14 protein-coding genes are annotated in these 17234 nt (G+C 55.7%); all 14 read left to right on the top strand.

The window, feature by feature from the left end; all coding sequences use genetic code 11:
* Positions 1 to 12: 12 nt before the first annotated feature.
* The 14 genes from GEOBRER4_RS12865 to GEOBRER4_RS12800 all read left to right on the top strand — a co-directional run bounded on the left by GEOBRER4_RS12865 (position 13) and on the right by GEOBRER4_RS12800 (position 17197).
* Positions 13 to 891 carry a CheR family methyltransferase gene (locus GEOBRER4_RS12865; protein WP_185242638.1) on the top strand — a complete coding sequence of 293 codons (879 nt, stop codon included), beginning with the start codon at positions 13 to 15 and terminating at the stop codon, positions 889 to 891.
* Positions 888 to 1385: a chemotaxis protein CheD gene (locus GEOBRER4_RS12860; protein WP_185242637.1), complete on the top strand. Its 498-nt coding sequence runs from the start codon at positions 888 to 890 to the stop codon at positions 1383 to 1385. Before GEOBRER4_RS12865 ends, GEOBRER4_RS12860 begins: the two co-directional genes overlap by 4 nt.
* A complete protein-coding gene (locus tag GEOBRER4_RS12855; protein ID WP_185242636.1) occupies positions 1386 to 2456 on the top strand; it encodes a protein-glutamate methylesterase/protein-glutamine glutaminase in 1071 nt (356 codons plus the stop codon).
* Positions 2457 to 2545: 89 nt separating this feature from the next.
* Positions 2546 to 3781 (top strand): EAL and HDOD domain-containing protein, encoded by a 1236-nt coding sequence (locus GEOBRER4_RS12850; protein ID WP_185242635.1) that lies wholly within the window; start codon positions 2546 to 2548, stop codon positions 3779 to 3781.
* A gap of 196 nt (positions 3782 to 3977) precedes the next feature.
* On the top strand, positions 3978 to 4733 hold the full coding sequence (gene kdsB, locus GEOBRER4_RS12845; protein WP_185242634.1) for a 3-deoxy-manno-octulosonate cytidylyltransferase: 756 nt from the start codon (positions 3978 to 3980) through the stop codon (positions 4731 to 4733).
* Between the two features lie 186 nt (positions 4734 to 4919).
* The gene (locus GEOBRER4_RS12840; RefSeq protein WP_185242633.1) at positions 4920 to 6521 is read left to right on the top strand and encodes a CTP synthase; all 1602 of its coding nucleotides are present in this window, start codon (positions 4920 to 4922) and stop codon (positions 6519 to 6521) included.
* A gap of 29 nt (positions 6522 to 6550) precedes the next feature.
* Positions 6551 to 7372 carry a 3-deoxy-8-phosphooctulonate synthase gene (gene kdsA, locus GEOBRER4_RS12835; RefSeq protein ID WP_185242632.1) on the top strand — a complete coding sequence of 274 codons (822 nt, stop codon included), beginning with the start codon at positions 6551 to 6553 and terminating at the stop codon, positions 7370 to 7372.
* A 212-nt stretch (positions 7373 to 7584) separates the two neighbouring features.
* Positions 7585 to 8553 carry a KpsF/GutQ family sugar-phosphate isomerase gene (locus tag GEOBRER4_RS12830; protein WP_185242631.1) on the top strand — a complete coding sequence of 323 codons (969 nt, stop codon included), beginning with the start codon at positions 7585 to 7587 and terminating at the stop codon, positions 8551 to 8553.
* Positions 8554 to 8669: 116 nt separating this feature from the next.
* Entirely contained in the window at positions 8670 to 9185 is a 516-nt protein-coding gene (locus tag GEOBRER4_RS12825; RefSeq protein ID WP_185242630.1) for a KdsC family phosphatase, read from the top strand.
* Positions 9186 to 9629: 444 nt separating this feature from the next.
* Entirely contained in the window at positions 9630 to 12431 is a 2802-nt protein-coding gene (locus GEOBRER4_RS12820; protein WP_185242629.1) for an SLBB domain-containing protein, read from the top strand.
* A gap of 165 nt (positions 12432 to 12596) precedes the next feature.
* Positions 12597 to 12962: a four helix bundle protein gene (locus GEOBRER4_RS12815; protein WP_085812240.1), complete on the top strand. Its 366-nt coding sequence runs from the start codon at positions 12597 to 12599 to the stop codon at positions 12960 to 12962.
* 154 nt (positions 12963 to 13116) lie between these two features.
* Entirely contained in the window at positions 13117 to 14403 is a 1287-nt protein-coding gene (locus GEOBRER4_RS12810; RefSeq protein ID WP_185242628.1) for a nucleotide sugar dehydrogenase, read from the top strand.
* 90 nt (positions 14404 to 14493) lie between these two features.
* Positions 14494 to 15693: a GumC family protein gene (locus tag GEOBRER4_RS12805; protein WP_185242627.1), complete on the top strand. Its 1200-nt coding sequence runs from the start codon at positions 14494 to 14496 to the stop codon at positions 15691 to 15693.
* A 40-nt stretch (positions 15694 to 15733) separates the two neighbouring features.
* Positions 15734 to 17197: a lipopolysaccharide biosynthesis protein gene (locus tag GEOBRER4_RS12800; RefSeq protein WP_185242626.1), complete on the top strand. Its 1464-nt coding sequence runs from the start codon at positions 15734 to 15736 to the stop codon at positions 17195 to 17197.
* Positions 17198 to 17234 lie beyond the last annotated feature (37 nt).

Raw genomic sequence — 17234 nt, 5'->3', positions numbered from 1 at the left:
GAAAAAGCGAAAATGTACGCATCGGGAGCGCTGAGCATGGAAGAGCCAGGCCGCATAGAGCACGCCGCCGTCCTGTCGGCCCGTGATTTCGGCAGGCTGAGCCGTTTCATCTACGATACCTGCGGCATCAAGATGCCGGAAGTCAAAAAGACCATGCTGGAGGCGCGCCTGCAAAAACGGCTCAGGGCGCTCGGCATGCACAACTTCACCGATTACTGCGACTTTCTCTTCTCCAGCGAGGGGCTGGAGAAGGAGCTGGTGCAGATGCTCGACATGGTCACCACCAACAAGACCGACTTCTTCCGGGAGCCGGACCACTTCCACTACCTCTCCCAGACGGTGCTTCCCGACTGGGTCAGAAGGCACCCGGGTGCAACCCTCTCCATCTGGAGCGCCGGCTGCTCCTCCGGGGAGGAGCCCTACACCCTGGCCATGGTTCTCTCCGAGTTCGCCCTCCAAAACCCGGGCTTCGACTTCAGGATCCTCGCCACGGACATCTCCACCCGGGTTCTCGAGAAGGCGAGAAACGCGATCTACCAGGAGAGCCAGGTGGAGCCGGTACCCTTCGAGTACAAGAAGAAGTATCTCTTGAGGAGCAAGGACAGATCCAGCGGCATGGTCCGTATCGTGCCGGAGTTGCGCGAGAAGGTGCGCTTTCGCAGGCTCAACTTCATGGACGAAGATTTCGGCATGCGGGAGCAGCTGGACATAATCTTCTGCCGCAACGTCATCATCTACTTCGACCGCCCCACCCAGGAGAAGCTTTTGCAGCGCTTCCACCGCAACATGAAGCCTGGGTCCTTCATCTTCATGGGGCATTCAGAAACCCTGAGCGGCCTGGATGTGCCGCTGGTGAGCGTGTACCCGACCGTGTACCGCAAGCCTAGATGATCCAGCAGGTACGGAGCCTTCTTTTCCTGAAACCGGGGCAGATGATGGTAAGCTCTGTACCGACTTTGGTCACGACGGTGCTGGGATCCTGTGTCGCGGTCACCCTTTTTTGCCCCAGGAACCAGTTCGGCGCCATCTGTCACGCGCAACTCCCCAGTTGTGACAACCCTGTCGACTGCAGCCACGAGCATCCCGCCCGCGGCAAGTACGTCGAATGCGCCATCAGGATGATGCTGGAGCGGCTTAACGCGCATGGCGTCAAGAGGCACGAGCTTCAGGCCAAGGTGTTCGGGGGCTCCGACATGTTCGAGGGGAACCTGAAGCGGCGGGGGGTAGGGAGCCAGAATGCGGAGATGGCGCTCAAGGTGCTGGAGCGGGAGGCGGTCAGGGTGGTCTGCCAGGACCTGGGCGGGGAGCGGGGAAGAAAGATCATCTTTCATACTGATACCGGAGAGGTGCTGCTAAAACGTCTCGGGAAATCGGGGGATTCATAGATGGCGAAGAAGAAGATAAAGGTCCTTATAGTTGACGACTCGGCGGTGGTGCGCCAGACCCTGTCGGATATCCTCTCCTCGGACCCGCAGATCGAGGTCATGTCGACGGCGGGCGACCCCTTCATCGCGGCGGACCGCATCCGGCACGAGGTGCCGGACGTCATCACCCTCGATGTCGAGATGCCGCGCATGGACGGCATCACCTTCCTGCACAAGATCATGAGCCAGCATCCCATCCCGGTGGTGATGTGCTCGAGCCTGACCGAGATGGGATCTGAGACCGCGCTTAAGGCGCTGGAGTACGGGGCTGTCGAGATCATCCAGAAGCCGCGCCTTGGGACCAAGACCTTCCTGGAGGAGTCGCGGGTGAGGATCTGCGACGTGGTGAAGGCGGCGAGCCAGGCGAGGGTCCGGAAGGTATCGGCGACCCCGCACCAGGTAGCCCCCAAGCTCACCGCGGACGTAATCATGGAGAAGCCCAAGAGCCAGGCTATGATGCAGACCACGGAAAAGGTGGTGGTGGTGGGGGCCTCCACCGGCGGCACCGAGGCGCTGCGCATCTTCCTGGAGTCGCTTCCGGCCGACTCTCCCGGCATCGTCATCGTGCAGCACATGCCGGAAGGGTTCACCCGCGCCTTCTCGCAGCGGCTGGACGGGCTTTGCCGGATCACGGTCAAGGAGGCGGAGAACAACGACACGGTGGTGCGCGGCCGCGCCCTGATCGCGGCGGGCAACCACCACCTTCTTTTGAAGCGAAGCGGCGCCCGCTACTACGTCGAGATCAAGGACGGTCCGCTGGTGTCAAGGCACCGCCCCTCCGTGGACGTGCTTTTCAGGTCCGCCGCGCGCTACGCCGGCAAGAACGCGGTCGGCGTGATCATGACCGGGATGGGGGACGACGGCGCGCACGGTATGCTGGAGATGAAGCAGGCGGGTGCCATCAACATCGCCCAGGACGAGGCCAGCTGCATCGTCTTCGGGATGCCCAACGAGGCGATCAAGCTGGGCGGCGTCGACCTGGTGCGTCCCCTCGACGCCATCAGCCGCGAAGTCCTGAGGCTTTGCACCTGAGCCGAACCTTGAACCTCGAACTTTGAACTTTGAACGCCGAACCTTGACCGTTGAGCCTTTGAACAGCCTTCCGCTTTCCGGGGTTATACATGAACCAGCAAAAATTCTTTCTCGGACGACAGCCGATACTCGACCGGACCCAGAAGATCGTAGGATTCGAGCTCTTGTTCCGTTCCGCCGAGAGCCTGCAGTCGGCGAGGTTCGATGACGTCCAGATGGCGAGCGCCAGCGTCATCCTTGGGGCCCTGACCGAGTTCGGCATCCAGGACGTCCTCGGGAGGCACCGCGGCTTTTTCAACGTCACCCGCGAGATGCTGATGAGCGACGCGGTGGAGCTCTTGCCCCGGGACCGCGTGGTCATCGAGCTTCTGGAAACGATCGTGGTGGACCGTGACGTGGTGGAGCGCTGCCGCGCCCTGAAGTCTTTGGGCTTCACCCTGGCCCTTGACGACCACGTCTACTCCGCCGAGTTCCACGACATCTACGAGGCGGTCGACATAGTCAAGATCGACGTGCTGGAGACGCCCCCCGCCGCGCTTCCCGAGATGCTGGAGCGGCTAAGCCCCTGGCCCTTCACGCTTCTGGCCGAAAAGGTGGAGACCGCGGAGCAGTACCAATTCTGCTCCCAGCTTGGCTTCCACCTGTTCCAGGGGTACTACTTCGCCCGTCCCGTGGTGCTCAGGCAGAACCGGATCGACATAGCGAAATTCGCCATGCTGCAGCTGATGAAACAGGTGATGGCCGACACGGAGCTGGAGGAGATTGAGGAAACCTTCAAGCAGAACCCGGGGCTCACCTACAACCTGCTCAGGCTGGTGAACTCGGTCGCCATCGGCCTCAGGGTTCGGATCAAGACGCTGCGCCACGCCCTCATGGTGCTGGGGACCGAGCAGTTGAAGCGCTGGATCACCCTGGCCCTGTACGCCAGCAACGACTCAAACGGCGTCCACAGCCCGCTTCTGGAGCTGGCCGCCACGCGCGGGAAGCTGATGGAGCTTTTGGCCCTGGCACTTAAGGGGCGCGCCGGGCGTGAGCTTGCCGACCAGGCCTTCATGGTCGGGATACTTTCGCTCATCGACGCGCTCTTCGACGAATCCATGAATGAGCTGGTGGGGAAACTGAATCTGGTGGAGAACGTGAAGATCGCCCTGCTTTCACGCCAAGGCGAGCTGGGGGGGCTGCTGTTACTGGCCCAGAGGCTGGAAGAGGCGGATTTCGAAGGTGTGAACGAGCAACTGGAAGAAAGCGGGCTCGATCTCGATCAACTTCTTTCTTCGCAGTTGGAGACCATCGCCTGGTCCGACAGCCTCTCCTCATCTCTCTAATTTCACTCCTTGACACGAACCTTTCTTTTGATGTAACTTGTTTCGTCCCGCCAGACAAGGGACGGAGCCGGTATTTCAGGCTGCGCTCCACCGGCTCAAGCCGCAGCAAAAGCCAGCCGTACCAAATCACCAAACCACAACCGCAACCAGGACTTCAAGCCGGCAGTTCCGGCCGGAGTCCTCATAGAGACGCCAAATGAAAATAACCGCGGTAATCCCCGCCAGGTATGCTTCTACGCGTTTTGAGGGCAAGGCATTGGCGGACATCATGGGGAAGCCCATGGTGCAGCATGTGTATGAGCGCGCCTCCAAGGCGAACCTCGTTTCCGAGGTGATCGTGGCGACCGACGACGAGCGGATCGCAGCCGCGGTTCGCGCCTTCGGCGGACGCGTGGAGATGACCTCGTCGGAGCACGAGACCGGGACCGACCGGCTGGCCGAGGTGGCGGGAAGGATCGACGCTGACATCATCGTCAACGTGCAGGGCGACGAGCCGCTCATCGACCCGACCATGATCGACCAGGCCATCGCCCCGATGCTGGAAGACCCGTCCATCCCGATGGCGACCCTCAAGTGCCGCATCAGGACGCTGCACGATTTTCTTTCACCCAACGTGGTGAAGGTGGTTTCCGACCCGAAGGGGAACGTGCTCTACTTTTCCCGTTCGCCGCTACCGTTTTTCCGCGACAAGTGGAACGATCTGAAGGACGATGCCTTCTGCTGCGGCAAGCTTCTATGCTACAAGCACGTGGGTCTCTACGTGTACCGCAGGGAGTTCCTTCCGGTCTTCGCCGCGCTTCCCCCGAGCTACCTGGAGATGGCCGAGAAGCTCGAGCAGTTGCGGGTTCTTGAGAACGGCTACCGCATCAAGATCGTCGAGACCGAGTGCGAATCGATCGGGGTGGACACCCCGGCGGACCTGGAGAAGGTGCTGGCCAAGCTCAAAGCGTAATGCGGTTCAAAGTTCTAAGTTCACAAGCATAGGCTTTTAAAAGCAGTTCAAAGTTCGTGTTAAATATCTACCAGCGCAGGCTTATAAAAGCAGTTCGATGTTCGGCGTTCAACGTTCACAAGCACAGTTTGTTGAACTTTGAACCTTGAACCTTGAACTGGTTTGCTCTTTTTGGAGGTTTTTTCAGTGAAGACAAAATTCATCTTTGTTACCGGCGGCGTTGTCTCCTCGATCGGCAAGGGACTCGCCGCCGCTTCTTTGGGCGCTCTTCTTGAGGCGAGGGGGCTTCGGGTCACCATCCAGAAGCTGGATCCGTACATAAACGTCGATCCCGGGACCATGTCCCCCTTCCAGCACGGCGAGGTGTTCGTCACCGACGACGGCGCCGAGACCGACCTCGATCTCGGGCACTACGAGCGCTACACCTCAGGGAAGCTCTCCAAAAAGAGCAACTTCACCACCGGCCAGGTTTACTTCTCGGTCATCGAGAAGGAGCGCCGCGGCGACTACCTGGGGGGGACCGTGCAGGTCATCCCGCACATCACCGACCAGATCAAGCTGAACATCCTCGAAAACGCCAAGGGCTCCGACATCGCCATCGTTGAGATCGGCGGCACCGTGGGCGACATCGAGTCGCTCCCCTTCCTGGAGGCGATCCGCCAGCTTAAAAGCGACCGCGGCGCAGGCAACGTCCTCTACCTGCACGTGACGCTCGTCCCCTACATCAAGACCGCTGGCGAACTGAAGACCAAGCCGACCCAGCACTCGGTAAAGGAGCTGCGCGAGATCGGCATCCAGCCCGACATCCTCCTTTGCCGCTGCGAGCAGGACGTGCCCCAGGACATGAAGGCGAAGATCGCGCTTTTCTGCAACGTCGAGGAGAAAGCGGTCATCACCTCCCAGGACGCAGAGCACATCTACGCGGTGCCCATGGCGCTGAACCAGCAGGGGCTGGACGACCAGGTGGTGGAAAAGCTCAACATCTGGACCAAGGCTCCGGACCTCTCCCACTGGCAGCAGGTGGTCTCCAAGCTCACCAACCCCGGCAGCGGCGAGGTGCGCATCGCCGTGGTCGGCAAGTACGTCGACCTCAAGGAAAGCTACAAGTCTCTCTCCGAGGCGCTCACCCACGGCGGCATTGCCAACGACTGCCGGGTGAAGCTCGTTTACCTCGACTCCGAGAAGATCGAAGAGGAGGGGGGGGAGAAGGCGCTGGCCGATGTGGACGGCATCCTGGTCCCGGGCGGTTTCGGCGAGCGCGGCACCGAAGGGAAGATCAAGGCGATCGAGTACGCCCGGGTGAACAAGGTCCCCTTCTTCGGGATCTGCCTCGGCATGCAGATGGCCGCCGTCGAGTACGCCCGCAACGTCTGCAAGCTTCCCGAGGCGTTCTCCAGCGAGTTCAAGCCCGACTGCGAGAGCCCGGTGATTCACCTGATGGAAGAGCAAAAGGGCGTGGATAAGAAGGGGGGGACCATGAGGCTCGGCGCCTATCCCTGCTCCCTCACCAAGGGAACCTTCGCGCAGAAGGCCTACGGCGCCACCGAGATCTCCGAGCGCCACCGTCACCGCTACGAGTTCAACAACCTCTTCCGCAACTGCCTCGAGGAGAAGGGAATGGTCATCTCGGGGGTCTACAAGGAGGGGGATCTGGTGGAGATCATCGAGCTTCCCGATCACCCGTGGTTCCTGGGTTGCCAGTTCCACCCCGAGTTCAAGTCCAAGCCGCTGAACCCGCACCCGCTCTTCAAGGCGTTCATCGCGGCCACCAAGGCGAAGAGAGGGTAACAGGCGTTAGTTGTTTACAAGGAGAGGTTATGACCAGGGAAATCACCGTAGGTGGAGTGAAGATAGGGGGGGGGAGGCCGTTGGCGCTGGTGGCCGGCCCCTGCGTGATAGAAAACGAAACAGCCACGCTGCGCTGCGCCGAGAGGCTGATGAGCATCTGCAACGGCGTGGGGATCTCGCTAATCTTCAAGGCATCCTACGACAAGGCCAACCGCACCTCGGTGACCGCGTTCCGCGGCCCCGGGATGAAGGAGGGGCTCAGGATCCTCGCCAAGGTGAAAGAGGCGCTCGGCGTCCCGGTCCTGTCCGACATCCACTCCATCGAGCAGGTCGAACCCGCGGCCGAGGTTTTGGACGTGCTGCAGATCCCCGCATTCCTCTGCCGGCAGACCGACCTTTTGGTGGCAGCCGGCAACACCGGCAAGGTGATCAACGTGAAGAAGGGGCAGTTCCTGGCCCCCTGGGACATGAAGAACGTCGTGGGCAAGATCCGCTCCTGCGACAACGAGAACATCATCCTCACCGAGCGCGGCGCAAGCTTTGGGTACAACAACCTTGTCGTCGACATGAGGAGCTTCCCGATCATGCGCTCCACCGGCTATCCGGTCATCTTCGATGCCACGCACAGCGTCCAGCTCCCGGGAGGGGAGGGGACCTCTTCGGGCGGGCAGCGCGAGTACGTCGAGTTCCTTGCCCGCGCGGCAGTTGCCTCCGGGGTGGACGGCATCTTCATGGAAGTGCACGAGGAGCCGGAGCAGGCGCTTTGCGACGGGCCTAACTCGGTGCGCCTGGACGACCTGCCGGTGCTTTTGAAAAAGCTCAAGAGCATCGACGCCATAGTCAATCAGTAACATAACGCTCACGCAAAGAAGCAAGTTGCAAAGAAAGGCAAAACAAAGGCTTAGGACTTACCTGACCTTTTGTTTTGCCTTTCGGGTCTCAGCTGTAGTATTTTTGGCCACCGGTTAAGGCATGCAGAGCAAAAGCATCTAACAGGGTTAAAAGGGGATGCAGGGGATACTGCAGAACCTGAAAAGCTTTTAGAATTTGAAGGAGTTGTGTTTTGATAATAGAAGAAGCGAAGAGGGTGATACGGGTCGAGGCCGAGGCTCTTTTGAACCTGGAGGCATCGATCAACGGAGCGTTCGAGCAGGCCGTCCAGATGATCCTGAACAGCGAAACCGGCCGCGTCGTGGTGACCGGCATGGGCAAGTCCGGGCTTATCGGGCAGAAGATCGCCTCCACCATGGCGTCGACGGGAACTCCCGCATTCTTCCTGCACCCGGCGGAAGGGATCCACGGCGATCTCGGCATGATCATGAAGGGGGACGTGGTCATCGCCATCTCCAACTCGGGCGAGACCGACGAGGTGGTGAGGATACTACCGATCATCAAGCGGCTGGGTGCCTCGCTCATCGCCATGGCCGGCAACCCCGCCTCGACCCTTGCCAAGAGCGGCGACGTCTTCCTCGACATATCGGTCAAAGAAGAGGCGTGCCCGCTGGGGCTCGCCCCCACCGCATCGACGACCGTCACCCTCGCCATGGGGGATGCCATCGCCGTGGCGCTTTTGGTGAGCCGCGGCTTCAAGGCCGAGGACTTCGCCATGTTCCACCCCGGCGGGGCGCTGGGGCGCAGGCTCCTTTTGAGGGTCCAGGACATCATGCACTCCGGCGAGGCGCTCCCCCTGGTCAACGAGAAGACCCTGATGCGGGAGGCGCTTTTCACCATCACCTCCAAGGGGCTGGGTATCACCGGCGTCACCTCTGACGACGGGGCGCTGGTAGGGGTGATCACCGACGGCGACCTGCGGCGTGCGCTCGGCAAGGGGCTCGACATCATCAACCTCCCGGCGTCTGAGCTGATGAAAAAAGGCGCCAAGCGGATACGCTGTGACGAGCTCGCGGCGCGCGCCCTGCAGCAGATGGAGCAGTACTCCATCACCTCGCTCTTTGTCTTTGACGATGACAATGCCAAGGCTCCGGTTGGCATCGTGCATCTGCACGACCTGTTGAAGGCGGGCATCGCCTAAAACGATCTTGCGACGTGCCGCAAAGGCGCAAAGAAATGCAAATGGGTTAACCGAAGCGGAACACAGAGGACACTGAGGTTCAAGAAGGGCACAGAGAAAGGTCCAGTGAGGTGTTTATGGAAGAGAGACTGAAAAAGATAAAGCTCCTGATCCTGGACGTGGACGGCGTGATGACCGACGGGCGCATCATCTTCGATTCCAACGGGGTCGAGAGCAAGTTCTTCAACGTGAAGGACGGCCACGGCATCAAGATGCTGCAGCGCTCCGGCATCGAGGTAGGTATCATCTCCGGTCGCGAATCCCAGGTGGTCTACAACCGCGCCGTCGAACTCGGCATCGGCCAGGTTTACCAGAAGTCGCTCGACAAGTTGGTTCCCTACCGCCAGATGCTGGAGGCGACGGGCCTCACCGACGAAGAGGTCGCCTTCATGGGGGACGACGTGATCGACATCCCGCTCTTGAAAAGGGTTGGGTTTGCCGCAGCCCCCGCGGATGCCGTGGAGGAGGTCTTCGAATTCGCCCAGTTCGTGGCCAAGAACAAGGGCGGCTGGGGCGCCGTGCGCGAGCTCTGCGATCTCATCCTGAAGGCCCAGGGAAACTGGGAAACGGTCACCTCAAGGTACTACGCGTAGTTTCCTGCATCCAACGCACAGTCCGCAACAAAAGCGTCTAACAAGGATGAAGGGGATGCCCCTCCATCCCTGTGAATCGAACGGTTTTCTTGGCGGCTGTGCGTGTTTGCGTGAGGCTGGTTGGGAAATCTGCCGCCACCTGACTTGTCGTCTGTAATGACCAGTTAGCCCGTTCTTTTGAATTTACATCGCGTAGTTTAAGTGCTATACAGTAACGTCTGATCATGAGCCGTAATTTTTAATTTTTGGCGTATTCAGGCTTTCTCAAGGCCTTGAAATTTTGCCTTTTTGCATGCAGTACCTGGTTTGACTCGGTTCGCTCTTTCTAAACATCCAGATTACGCCCCCGGGAGAGCCGGCGTCTGAACCGTCGCCGTCGCCCCTGGTATTTGCAGAGTTTTGCACGTTCAGCGTCACGTCACGAATCACGAGGTTCTCCAAGGCATGAAGAAAAAATTGCTGTTGGCTGTTGCGTTTTCCTTGTTGACTGTTGCCACCTCATTTTCCGCAACTCTCTATGAAGCCTCCTCCTCGACATCGACCCCATATGGCGGTACCAACGCCGCCGCGCCGGTGACAGCTCAGCCCACCTCCAGTTACTTCACCATTCCTGCAGCAGTCCAATATCCCAATCAGCCCCAGACGGCCGGACAGACCCAGCCCCAGGGGCAGTATCAGGCCGTTGTTCCCGGGCAGATGCCGCAGCAGGGGCAAGTGCCGATGCAGGGACAGGTGCCGTTGCAGGGGCAGATGCCGTTGCAGGGCCAGATGCCGTTGCAGGGCCAGGTGCCGCAGCAGGGGCAGATGCAGCAGCAGGGACAGGTGCAGCAGCAGGGACAGATGCAGCAGCAGGGGCAGCCTGTGACGCAACGTCTCCAGGGGCAAAACGCCATTCAAGCGCCGTTAACTCCCTACCAGCAGTCCTCTCAAGTACCTCAAACCGGCCAGGAGTGGGGTAAACAGCCGTTGTCACCAACGGGGCAGCAGTGGGTCCCTCCGGCAGAACCTTCGGCACTGGAAAAGGCCATGGGCGCCGATCCTGTGACCGCAGAAAGCTCCCTCTCTCAAGCCTACGGCGTGGGTCCGCTCACCCAGTTTGGTTACAGCTTCTTCCGTCCGGAAGTGTCCGACCCCTTGTCCGCGCAAATGGACATCCCGGTTGGGCCCGATTACGTCCTAGGCCCCGGAGACCGTCTGCTGGTGACCCTTTGGGGCAGCATCGAGGGGACCTGGGAGCTGGAAGTCAGCCGCAGCGGCGAAATCATCCTTCCCAAGGTCGGGGCGGTCAAGGTCGCCGGGCAAAGCTTCGGCCAAGTCCCTTCGCTGCTCAAGAGTACGCTGGCGCGCATATTCAAGGATTTCCAGCTCAACGTCAATATGGGCAGGCTCAGGGTGATCAAGGTGTACGTGGTGGGGGAGGTGACCTCCCCGGGCGATTACAACATAAGCTCCCTTTCCACCCTGGTTAACGCCTTGGCAGCAGCCGGAGGTCCCACCAAAAGTGGCAGCCTGAGAAATATCAAGATAAACAGAAACGGCAAGGTCATCGAGACGGTCGACCTCTACGACTTCTTCCTCAAAGGCGACAAGGGGAAAGACGTCCGCCTGCAGCCGGGCGACACCGTGCTGGTTCCGGTCATCGGGCAGGTGGCCGGGATAGCGGGGAACGTCCGCCGCCCCGGTATTTACGAGCTCAAGGGGGAGAGCACCCTGAAGGATCTTCTTGCCCTTTGCGGAGGGATCAACTCGACTGCCTATCTGCAGAGGGTCCAGATGTACCGCGTGCAGGCGCACGACAAGAAGATGGTGACCGAGATAGCTCTGGAGCCCGGCAAGAGTGTAGAGGAAGCGACCGCCGGCATTAATCTTCAGGACCTCGACCTGGTCAAGGTGCTTTCCATCGACACCGTGCTGCGCGGGTACGTGCGCCTGGAAGGGCACGTGCTGCGCCCTGGCGACTATGCGCTGAAGCCCGGGATGCGGGTGAGCGCCCTGTTGCAGGGGGACAACCTGCTGCCGGAATACCACGGGACAGCGGGGCAGATCACCAGGCTGTTCGCGCCCGACCTGCACCCGGAGATCGTCTACTTCAACGTCAATGGTGCGCTGAAGGGGGACCCCGACGCCGATGTGGAGCTCAAGGAGTTTGACCGGGTGAAGATCTTCTCCCGTGCGGAGATGGAGGAGGTTCCCGTTGTCCAGGTGAGCGGCGAGGTGCTTAGGCCTGGGCAGTTCCGTTACCTCGAGAACATGACCGTGCGCGATCTGCTCATGCAGGCGGGCAACGTCAAGCTCAGCGCCTATTTGAAAAATGCCGAGATCGTAAGGCTTAAGCGTGCCGATTCGCGCGTCGTTTCCTATGTAATTCCCGTCGATTTGGAAGCGGCACTTATGGGAGGCGAAGAGAACCTCAAGCTGCAGCCGTTCGACGAGCTAACGGTCCGGCGCATACCCAACTGGGCCGAGGCCACCGACCGTTACGTAACTCTCAGCGGCGAGTTCGTGTTCCCCGGAGTCTATCCCATCCATAAGGGGGAGCGGCTCTCCTCCTTGATCGCCAGGGCCGGCGGTTTCTCCAACCTCGCCTACCTCAAAGGGGCCAGGTTCACCAGGGAGAACGTGCGCAAGCTGCAGCAGCAGCGCATGGACGAGGCGCTCCAAAAGGCGCAGGAGGAGATCATCAACCTGCAGACCAACATGGCTCAGACAGCAGCCTCCGCCGAGGAGGTCGCCGCAGCCAAAACAACCCTGGACGGGCTGTCGCGCAGCGTGGAGATCCTGAAGGCCAAGAAAGCCGAGGGGCGCATGCTGATGGAAATAGCGTCTTTTGATGAACTGAAGGGAAGTCCCTACGACCTCGAACTGCAGGGGGGGGATCAACTGACCGTTCCCAGCGACCCCGGTGGCGTCAACGTGATCGGCAACGTCTACAACCAGAGCTCCGTGGTCAGTCAGCAGGGGCGCGATGTCGACTGGTACCTGCAGCAGGTGGGCGGACCGACGGGCGAAGCCGATACCAGCGAGATCTACGTGGTCAAGGTGAACGGCTCAGTAATCAGCCAGGCCAATTCGACCAACTTCCTGTTCTACAACTCATTCTGGGGCAAGGAGCTCGACTCCGGCGACACCATCATCGTGCCGCGCCAGTACGAGAAGACCGCGTGGCTTAGGACCATCAAGGATATAACCCAGATCTTGGGCAACGTTGCCATGACTGCAGGCGTCGTGATCGCTGCAGGGAAATAATCTAACAAAGTTCAAGGTTCAGAGTTCAGAGTTTAAACAACTGCGGTTCAAGGTTTGAAATCCAGAGTTGAAGACAGGGTCCAGAACCTAGAACTCCGAACCTTGAACTCCCGATCTTGAACTTAGAACCTTGAACGCTGAACTCAAGCCTCTACCGAAGGGATTATGAAGATAGACTCCTTTGAACAGATTGAAGGCTGGAAAGAGGCACGGAAACTCGTTCGTGAGGTTTATACCAAGTGTTCTGGGTGCCGTGACTTCGGGTTCAGGGACCAGATTCAGCGGGCATCTATTTCAGTTATGTCCAACATTGCGGAGGGGTTCGACCGCGGCACCAACAAGGAATTTATACAGTTTCTGGTAATTGCCAGGGGATCCGCATCCGAAGTTAAAAGTTTGGCCTATGCTGGGCATGATGTAGGACATTTTACCTCAACCGACTTTGAGGAGATCAAAGAAAGTTGTACCAATGTCAGCAACATACTCAATGGATTTATCCGGTACCTGAAGAATTCAGAGAGAAAATGCTAAGACACAGTTCAGAGTTGGAGTCAGTTCAATGTTCAGAGTTCAGAACCTCGAACCTTGCCTTTTAGTTTGTTGAACTTAGAACTTAGAACTTAGAACTGCTTTTTTTGTTGAACTCAGAACTTTGAACTTTGAACTGCAGTTTTTAAGGAGCGGCATGAAGAAAGATCGTATCGTATCAGTCGTTGGCTTAGGTTATGTGGGCCTTCCGGTAGCTGTAGCATTCGGCAAGATAAGAACCACCATCGGCTTCGACATAAACGCTACGCGCATAGCCGAATTGAAGTCCGGTTTCGACCGCACAGGGGAAGTAGAGTCGGCGGACCTTGTATCCGCCGACATCCTCTTCACGGACCAGACCTCTGAACTAGCCAAGGCAGACTTTCACATCGTAGCCGTTCCTACTCCCGTCGATTCCGCCAACCAGCCCGACCTGACCCCCATGCTCAAAGCCTCTGAAACCGTCGGCAAGGCCTTGAAAAAAGGTGATGTCGTGGTCTACGAATCGACCGTCTATCCCGGCGTCACCGAGGAAGAGTGCGTCCCCATCCTAGAGCGCGTCTCTGGTCTGTCCTGCGGTAGCGATTTTACCGTCGGCTATAGCCCTGAGCGAATTAACCCAGGGGACAAGGAGCATACCTTTACCAAGATCAAGAAGGTCGTCTCAGGGCAGGACGCCGAGACCCTGGAGATCGTGGCATCGGTGTACGAGTCGGTGGTAACTGCCGGCGTGCACAGGGCGTCAAGCATCAAGGTGGCCGAGGCCGCCAAGGTTATCGAGAATACCCAGCGCGACCTGAACATAGCGCTCATGAACGAATTGGCGCTCATCTTTGACCGGATGGGGATCGACACCAATGAGGTTCTAGCCGCTGCCGGTTCGAAGTGGAACTTCCTTAAGTTCAGCCCTGGTTTGGTCGGCGGGCACTGCATAGGGGTCGACCCCTATTACCTGACGCACAAGGCGGAGAAGATAGGCTACATTCCGCAGGTGATCCTGGCGGGGCGCCGCATCAACGACGGCATGGGAAGATTCATAGCTCAGAAAACGATAAAGGAAATGATTCTTGAAGGCCATTGTGTCCAGGATTCAACAATCACTATTCTAGGATTAACCTTCAAGGAAGAGTGCCCAGATCTCAGAAATTCAAAAGTAGTCGATATCATAAGAGAACTTAAAGATTACGACATAAATGTCCAAGTACATGACACACTTGCAGATCCGATAGCAGCTTATGAAGAGTACGGAATCGAACTTATACCGTTTAATGAGCTCAAAAAAGCCGAGGCGATAATTGTAGCAGTGGCTCACGAACAATATCGTGTCCTTACTATTCCCGAAATACGTGACCTATCAACTGGAAATCCTGTAGTGATAGATGTGAAAGGAGTATTTAACCGTCAATCTTTCGAACAATCTGGTATTAGGTTATGGAGACTTTGAAGCATTTAACTGAGTAATCCTGTAACCAGGATCGACGTGAAGAAATGAGCATTGTTGAGAACAGCGGGGCATTCTCAATGTGGAGTGGCAATGGAACTGTCAAATGAAAAAATAGAAAATTACAACGGCAATCAACCCGGATCATATTCTTTACATGACCTAGTTCAGTTTATTTTTATAATTCTTAAGTTTAAAAGGTTTATATTCCTTTTTTCTTTTTTTGTCGCATTTCTCGCAATAATCGCCACTCTTATAATGCCTGATGTTTACACGGCTAAAGCTCTTATTTTGCCCGCAGATGACGATAAGGGCATGATGGGGTCGATGCTTGCACAATTGGGCGGGTTTGCTGGGGTAGCTGGCGTGAATGGCCCGAGTAAGGCCGACCAGTATATAACTATGCTCAGTAGTGAGACTGTAAAAGACAACATAGTTGAAAAGTATAAATTGAAGCAGGTCTATGGTGTCAAGTTAAAAACAGATGCTTACAAGCTATTGGATAAAAACACCTCAATTTTTGTTGGTAAAAAAGATGGCATAATAACGATCGCCTTCGATGATGAAGATCCTAAACGTGCTTCAAGCGTTACAAACTCTTATGTTGAAGAACTTGACAAAATTACTGCTGGTCTTGGTATGAGCAGTGCTGCAAAAACTCGTTTTTTCCTGGAGGGGCAATTAGCCTTGGCGAAAGTTAAGCTTGCAAAGGCAGAAGAATTGATGAAAAACTTCCAGGCTAAAAACAAAACTTTTTCAGTACCCGATCAAGCGAAGGCCTCGATAGAAGGCATTGCAATTCTCAGGGCCCAATTAGCATCCCAAGAAATTCAATTGGGAGCATTACAACGTCAGTTTACTGATAGTAGTCAAGAGGTGAAGGGGGCGAAAGCTTCAATATCGAATATCAAAGCTCAAATTGCAATGCTTGAAGGCAAAGGTGGTACAAGTGCACTGCCTTCTGTAGGGTCTGTCCCCTTATTGGGTGAAGAGTATGCTAGGTTGTTTCGTGATTTGAAAATTCAAGAGACACTAGTTGAACTAATAACCAAGCAATATGAAATGGCGAAACTTAGTGAAGCAAAAGATGTATCTTCTTTTCAAGTTATACAAAGGGCTAGTGTTCCAGAAATCAAAAGTAGCCCAGAAAGAGCAAAAATAGTCCTTGTTTCAAGTTTAATAGCCTTTTTTACAAGTATTTTTATGGTCATGTTGATTAATTCATGGCAAAGGCTTGACTACACTTTGAAATGTGAGCTGATAAACGCATTTAAGCCTAATAGTCGTCCTTAAGTAGTGAACGATTGTTTTAGGATTTAAGGCTACCGAACATATGTCATCTATTACAGCTCAAGGGGCTAAAGGAATTGTTTGGACTTCATTCTCAGCTGTTGGAAGAGGAGGTGCCCAACTTCTTGTACTTAGCATTTTAAGCCGGTTGTTGACTCCAACGGATTTTGGTGTTGCATCAGCAGCTATGGTCATTGCAAATCTCTCTTTGATTTTTTCAGAGCTTGGAGTAAGTGCGGCTGTCGTGCAGCGCCAAAGCCTAGACACCGATTTTTTGGCAACAGCTCAATTTGTCGGACTTTTGCTGTCTGGTGCCCTCTATTTGGTCGTGGCTAATTTTTCAAGTACTTTTGCCGATTTGATGCGCATTCCGGCTCTTAGTGACGTCTTACCTATTCTTGGTATTGCTTTTTTGATACGTGGTCTTTCTCAGACTGCGGAAGGAATTCTTACCAGGAACATGAGATTCAAAGCGCTTTCTATAATCGAATTTATCAGTTACCTTGTAGGTTACGGCGTTGTAGGGACGGTAACCGCAGTGTCAGGATTCGGGTACTGGTCATTAGTATACTCGCATTTGTCGCAAAACATCATTCAAGCGGTATGTTTTATGGTTTTAGCTAAACCTCCCATTTCTATCACACCTAATTGGGGTGATGTCCGTGCTCTGTTTTTATTTGGTAATAGTATTTCGTTTGGGCAACTAGCGAGCCATATGGCTCTCAATGGAGATAACTTTGTTGTATCAAGGTGGCTTGGCGCCAGTTGCCTCGGTATTTACAGCAGGGCATATCAACTACTTGTAATGCCAGCCGCTTTGTTCGGACAAGTTGTAAGTAAAGTATTGTTTCCGTTGCTGTCGAGCATTCAAAACAATCCATCACGAGTAGGCTCCATTTATTCAAGAATCGTTGGTGTTGTTGCGCTTGCCGTGCTGCCTGTGCAGGTCTTTTTTTGGTGTTTAGCACCAGAAGTCGTTAATTTTCTGTTAGGTCCTAAATGGCACTCGGTAATTCAGCCGTTTAAAATCTTAGTGCTGGCATTATTTTTTCGCACTGCTTACAAAATAAGTGAGCCAGTCTTGAAATCCCTTGGCAAGGTGACAAGTCTCGCCATGGCACAGGTTTTTTATGCGGTAATCGTCGTTTTTGGTTGTCTTTTTTCATGGAGATACGGACTCAATGCAATTGCTCTTACAGTGAGTATTGCTGTTGCTGTTCATTTTTCTGTTTTGCAGTACCTTTGCTGGAAGTACACCAAGTACTCGCAACTCGTTTATTGGCGCGAATTGACACCAGGTGTTATGAACTCACTCATCGTTATTATCACCACTATCCCTTTATCTTCTCTACTTAGGAGTTTTGATAGTAACAGTTTTATAATATTGTTTCTGTGTTTTGGCTTGTGCTTGGTTAATTGTTCTATGATGATGAAATTAAACGCTTCTGTTTTCTCGGGTAATGCTGGGGGGCTAATTTATGACAAACTTAAAAATATGGTTGTTTAAGGCATAGGCATATTTTTAAACGGTTCACCATTGTCAC

Source organism: Citrifermentans bremense, assembly GCF_014218275.1.
Taxonomy (GTDB): domain Bacteria; phylum Desulfobacterota; class Desulfuromonadia; order Geobacterales; family Geobacteraceae; genus Geomonas; species Geomonas pelophila.
The sequence above is the reverse complement of the archived record's forward strand: the minus strand, read 5'-3'. Positions and strand labels throughout refer to the sequence as shown.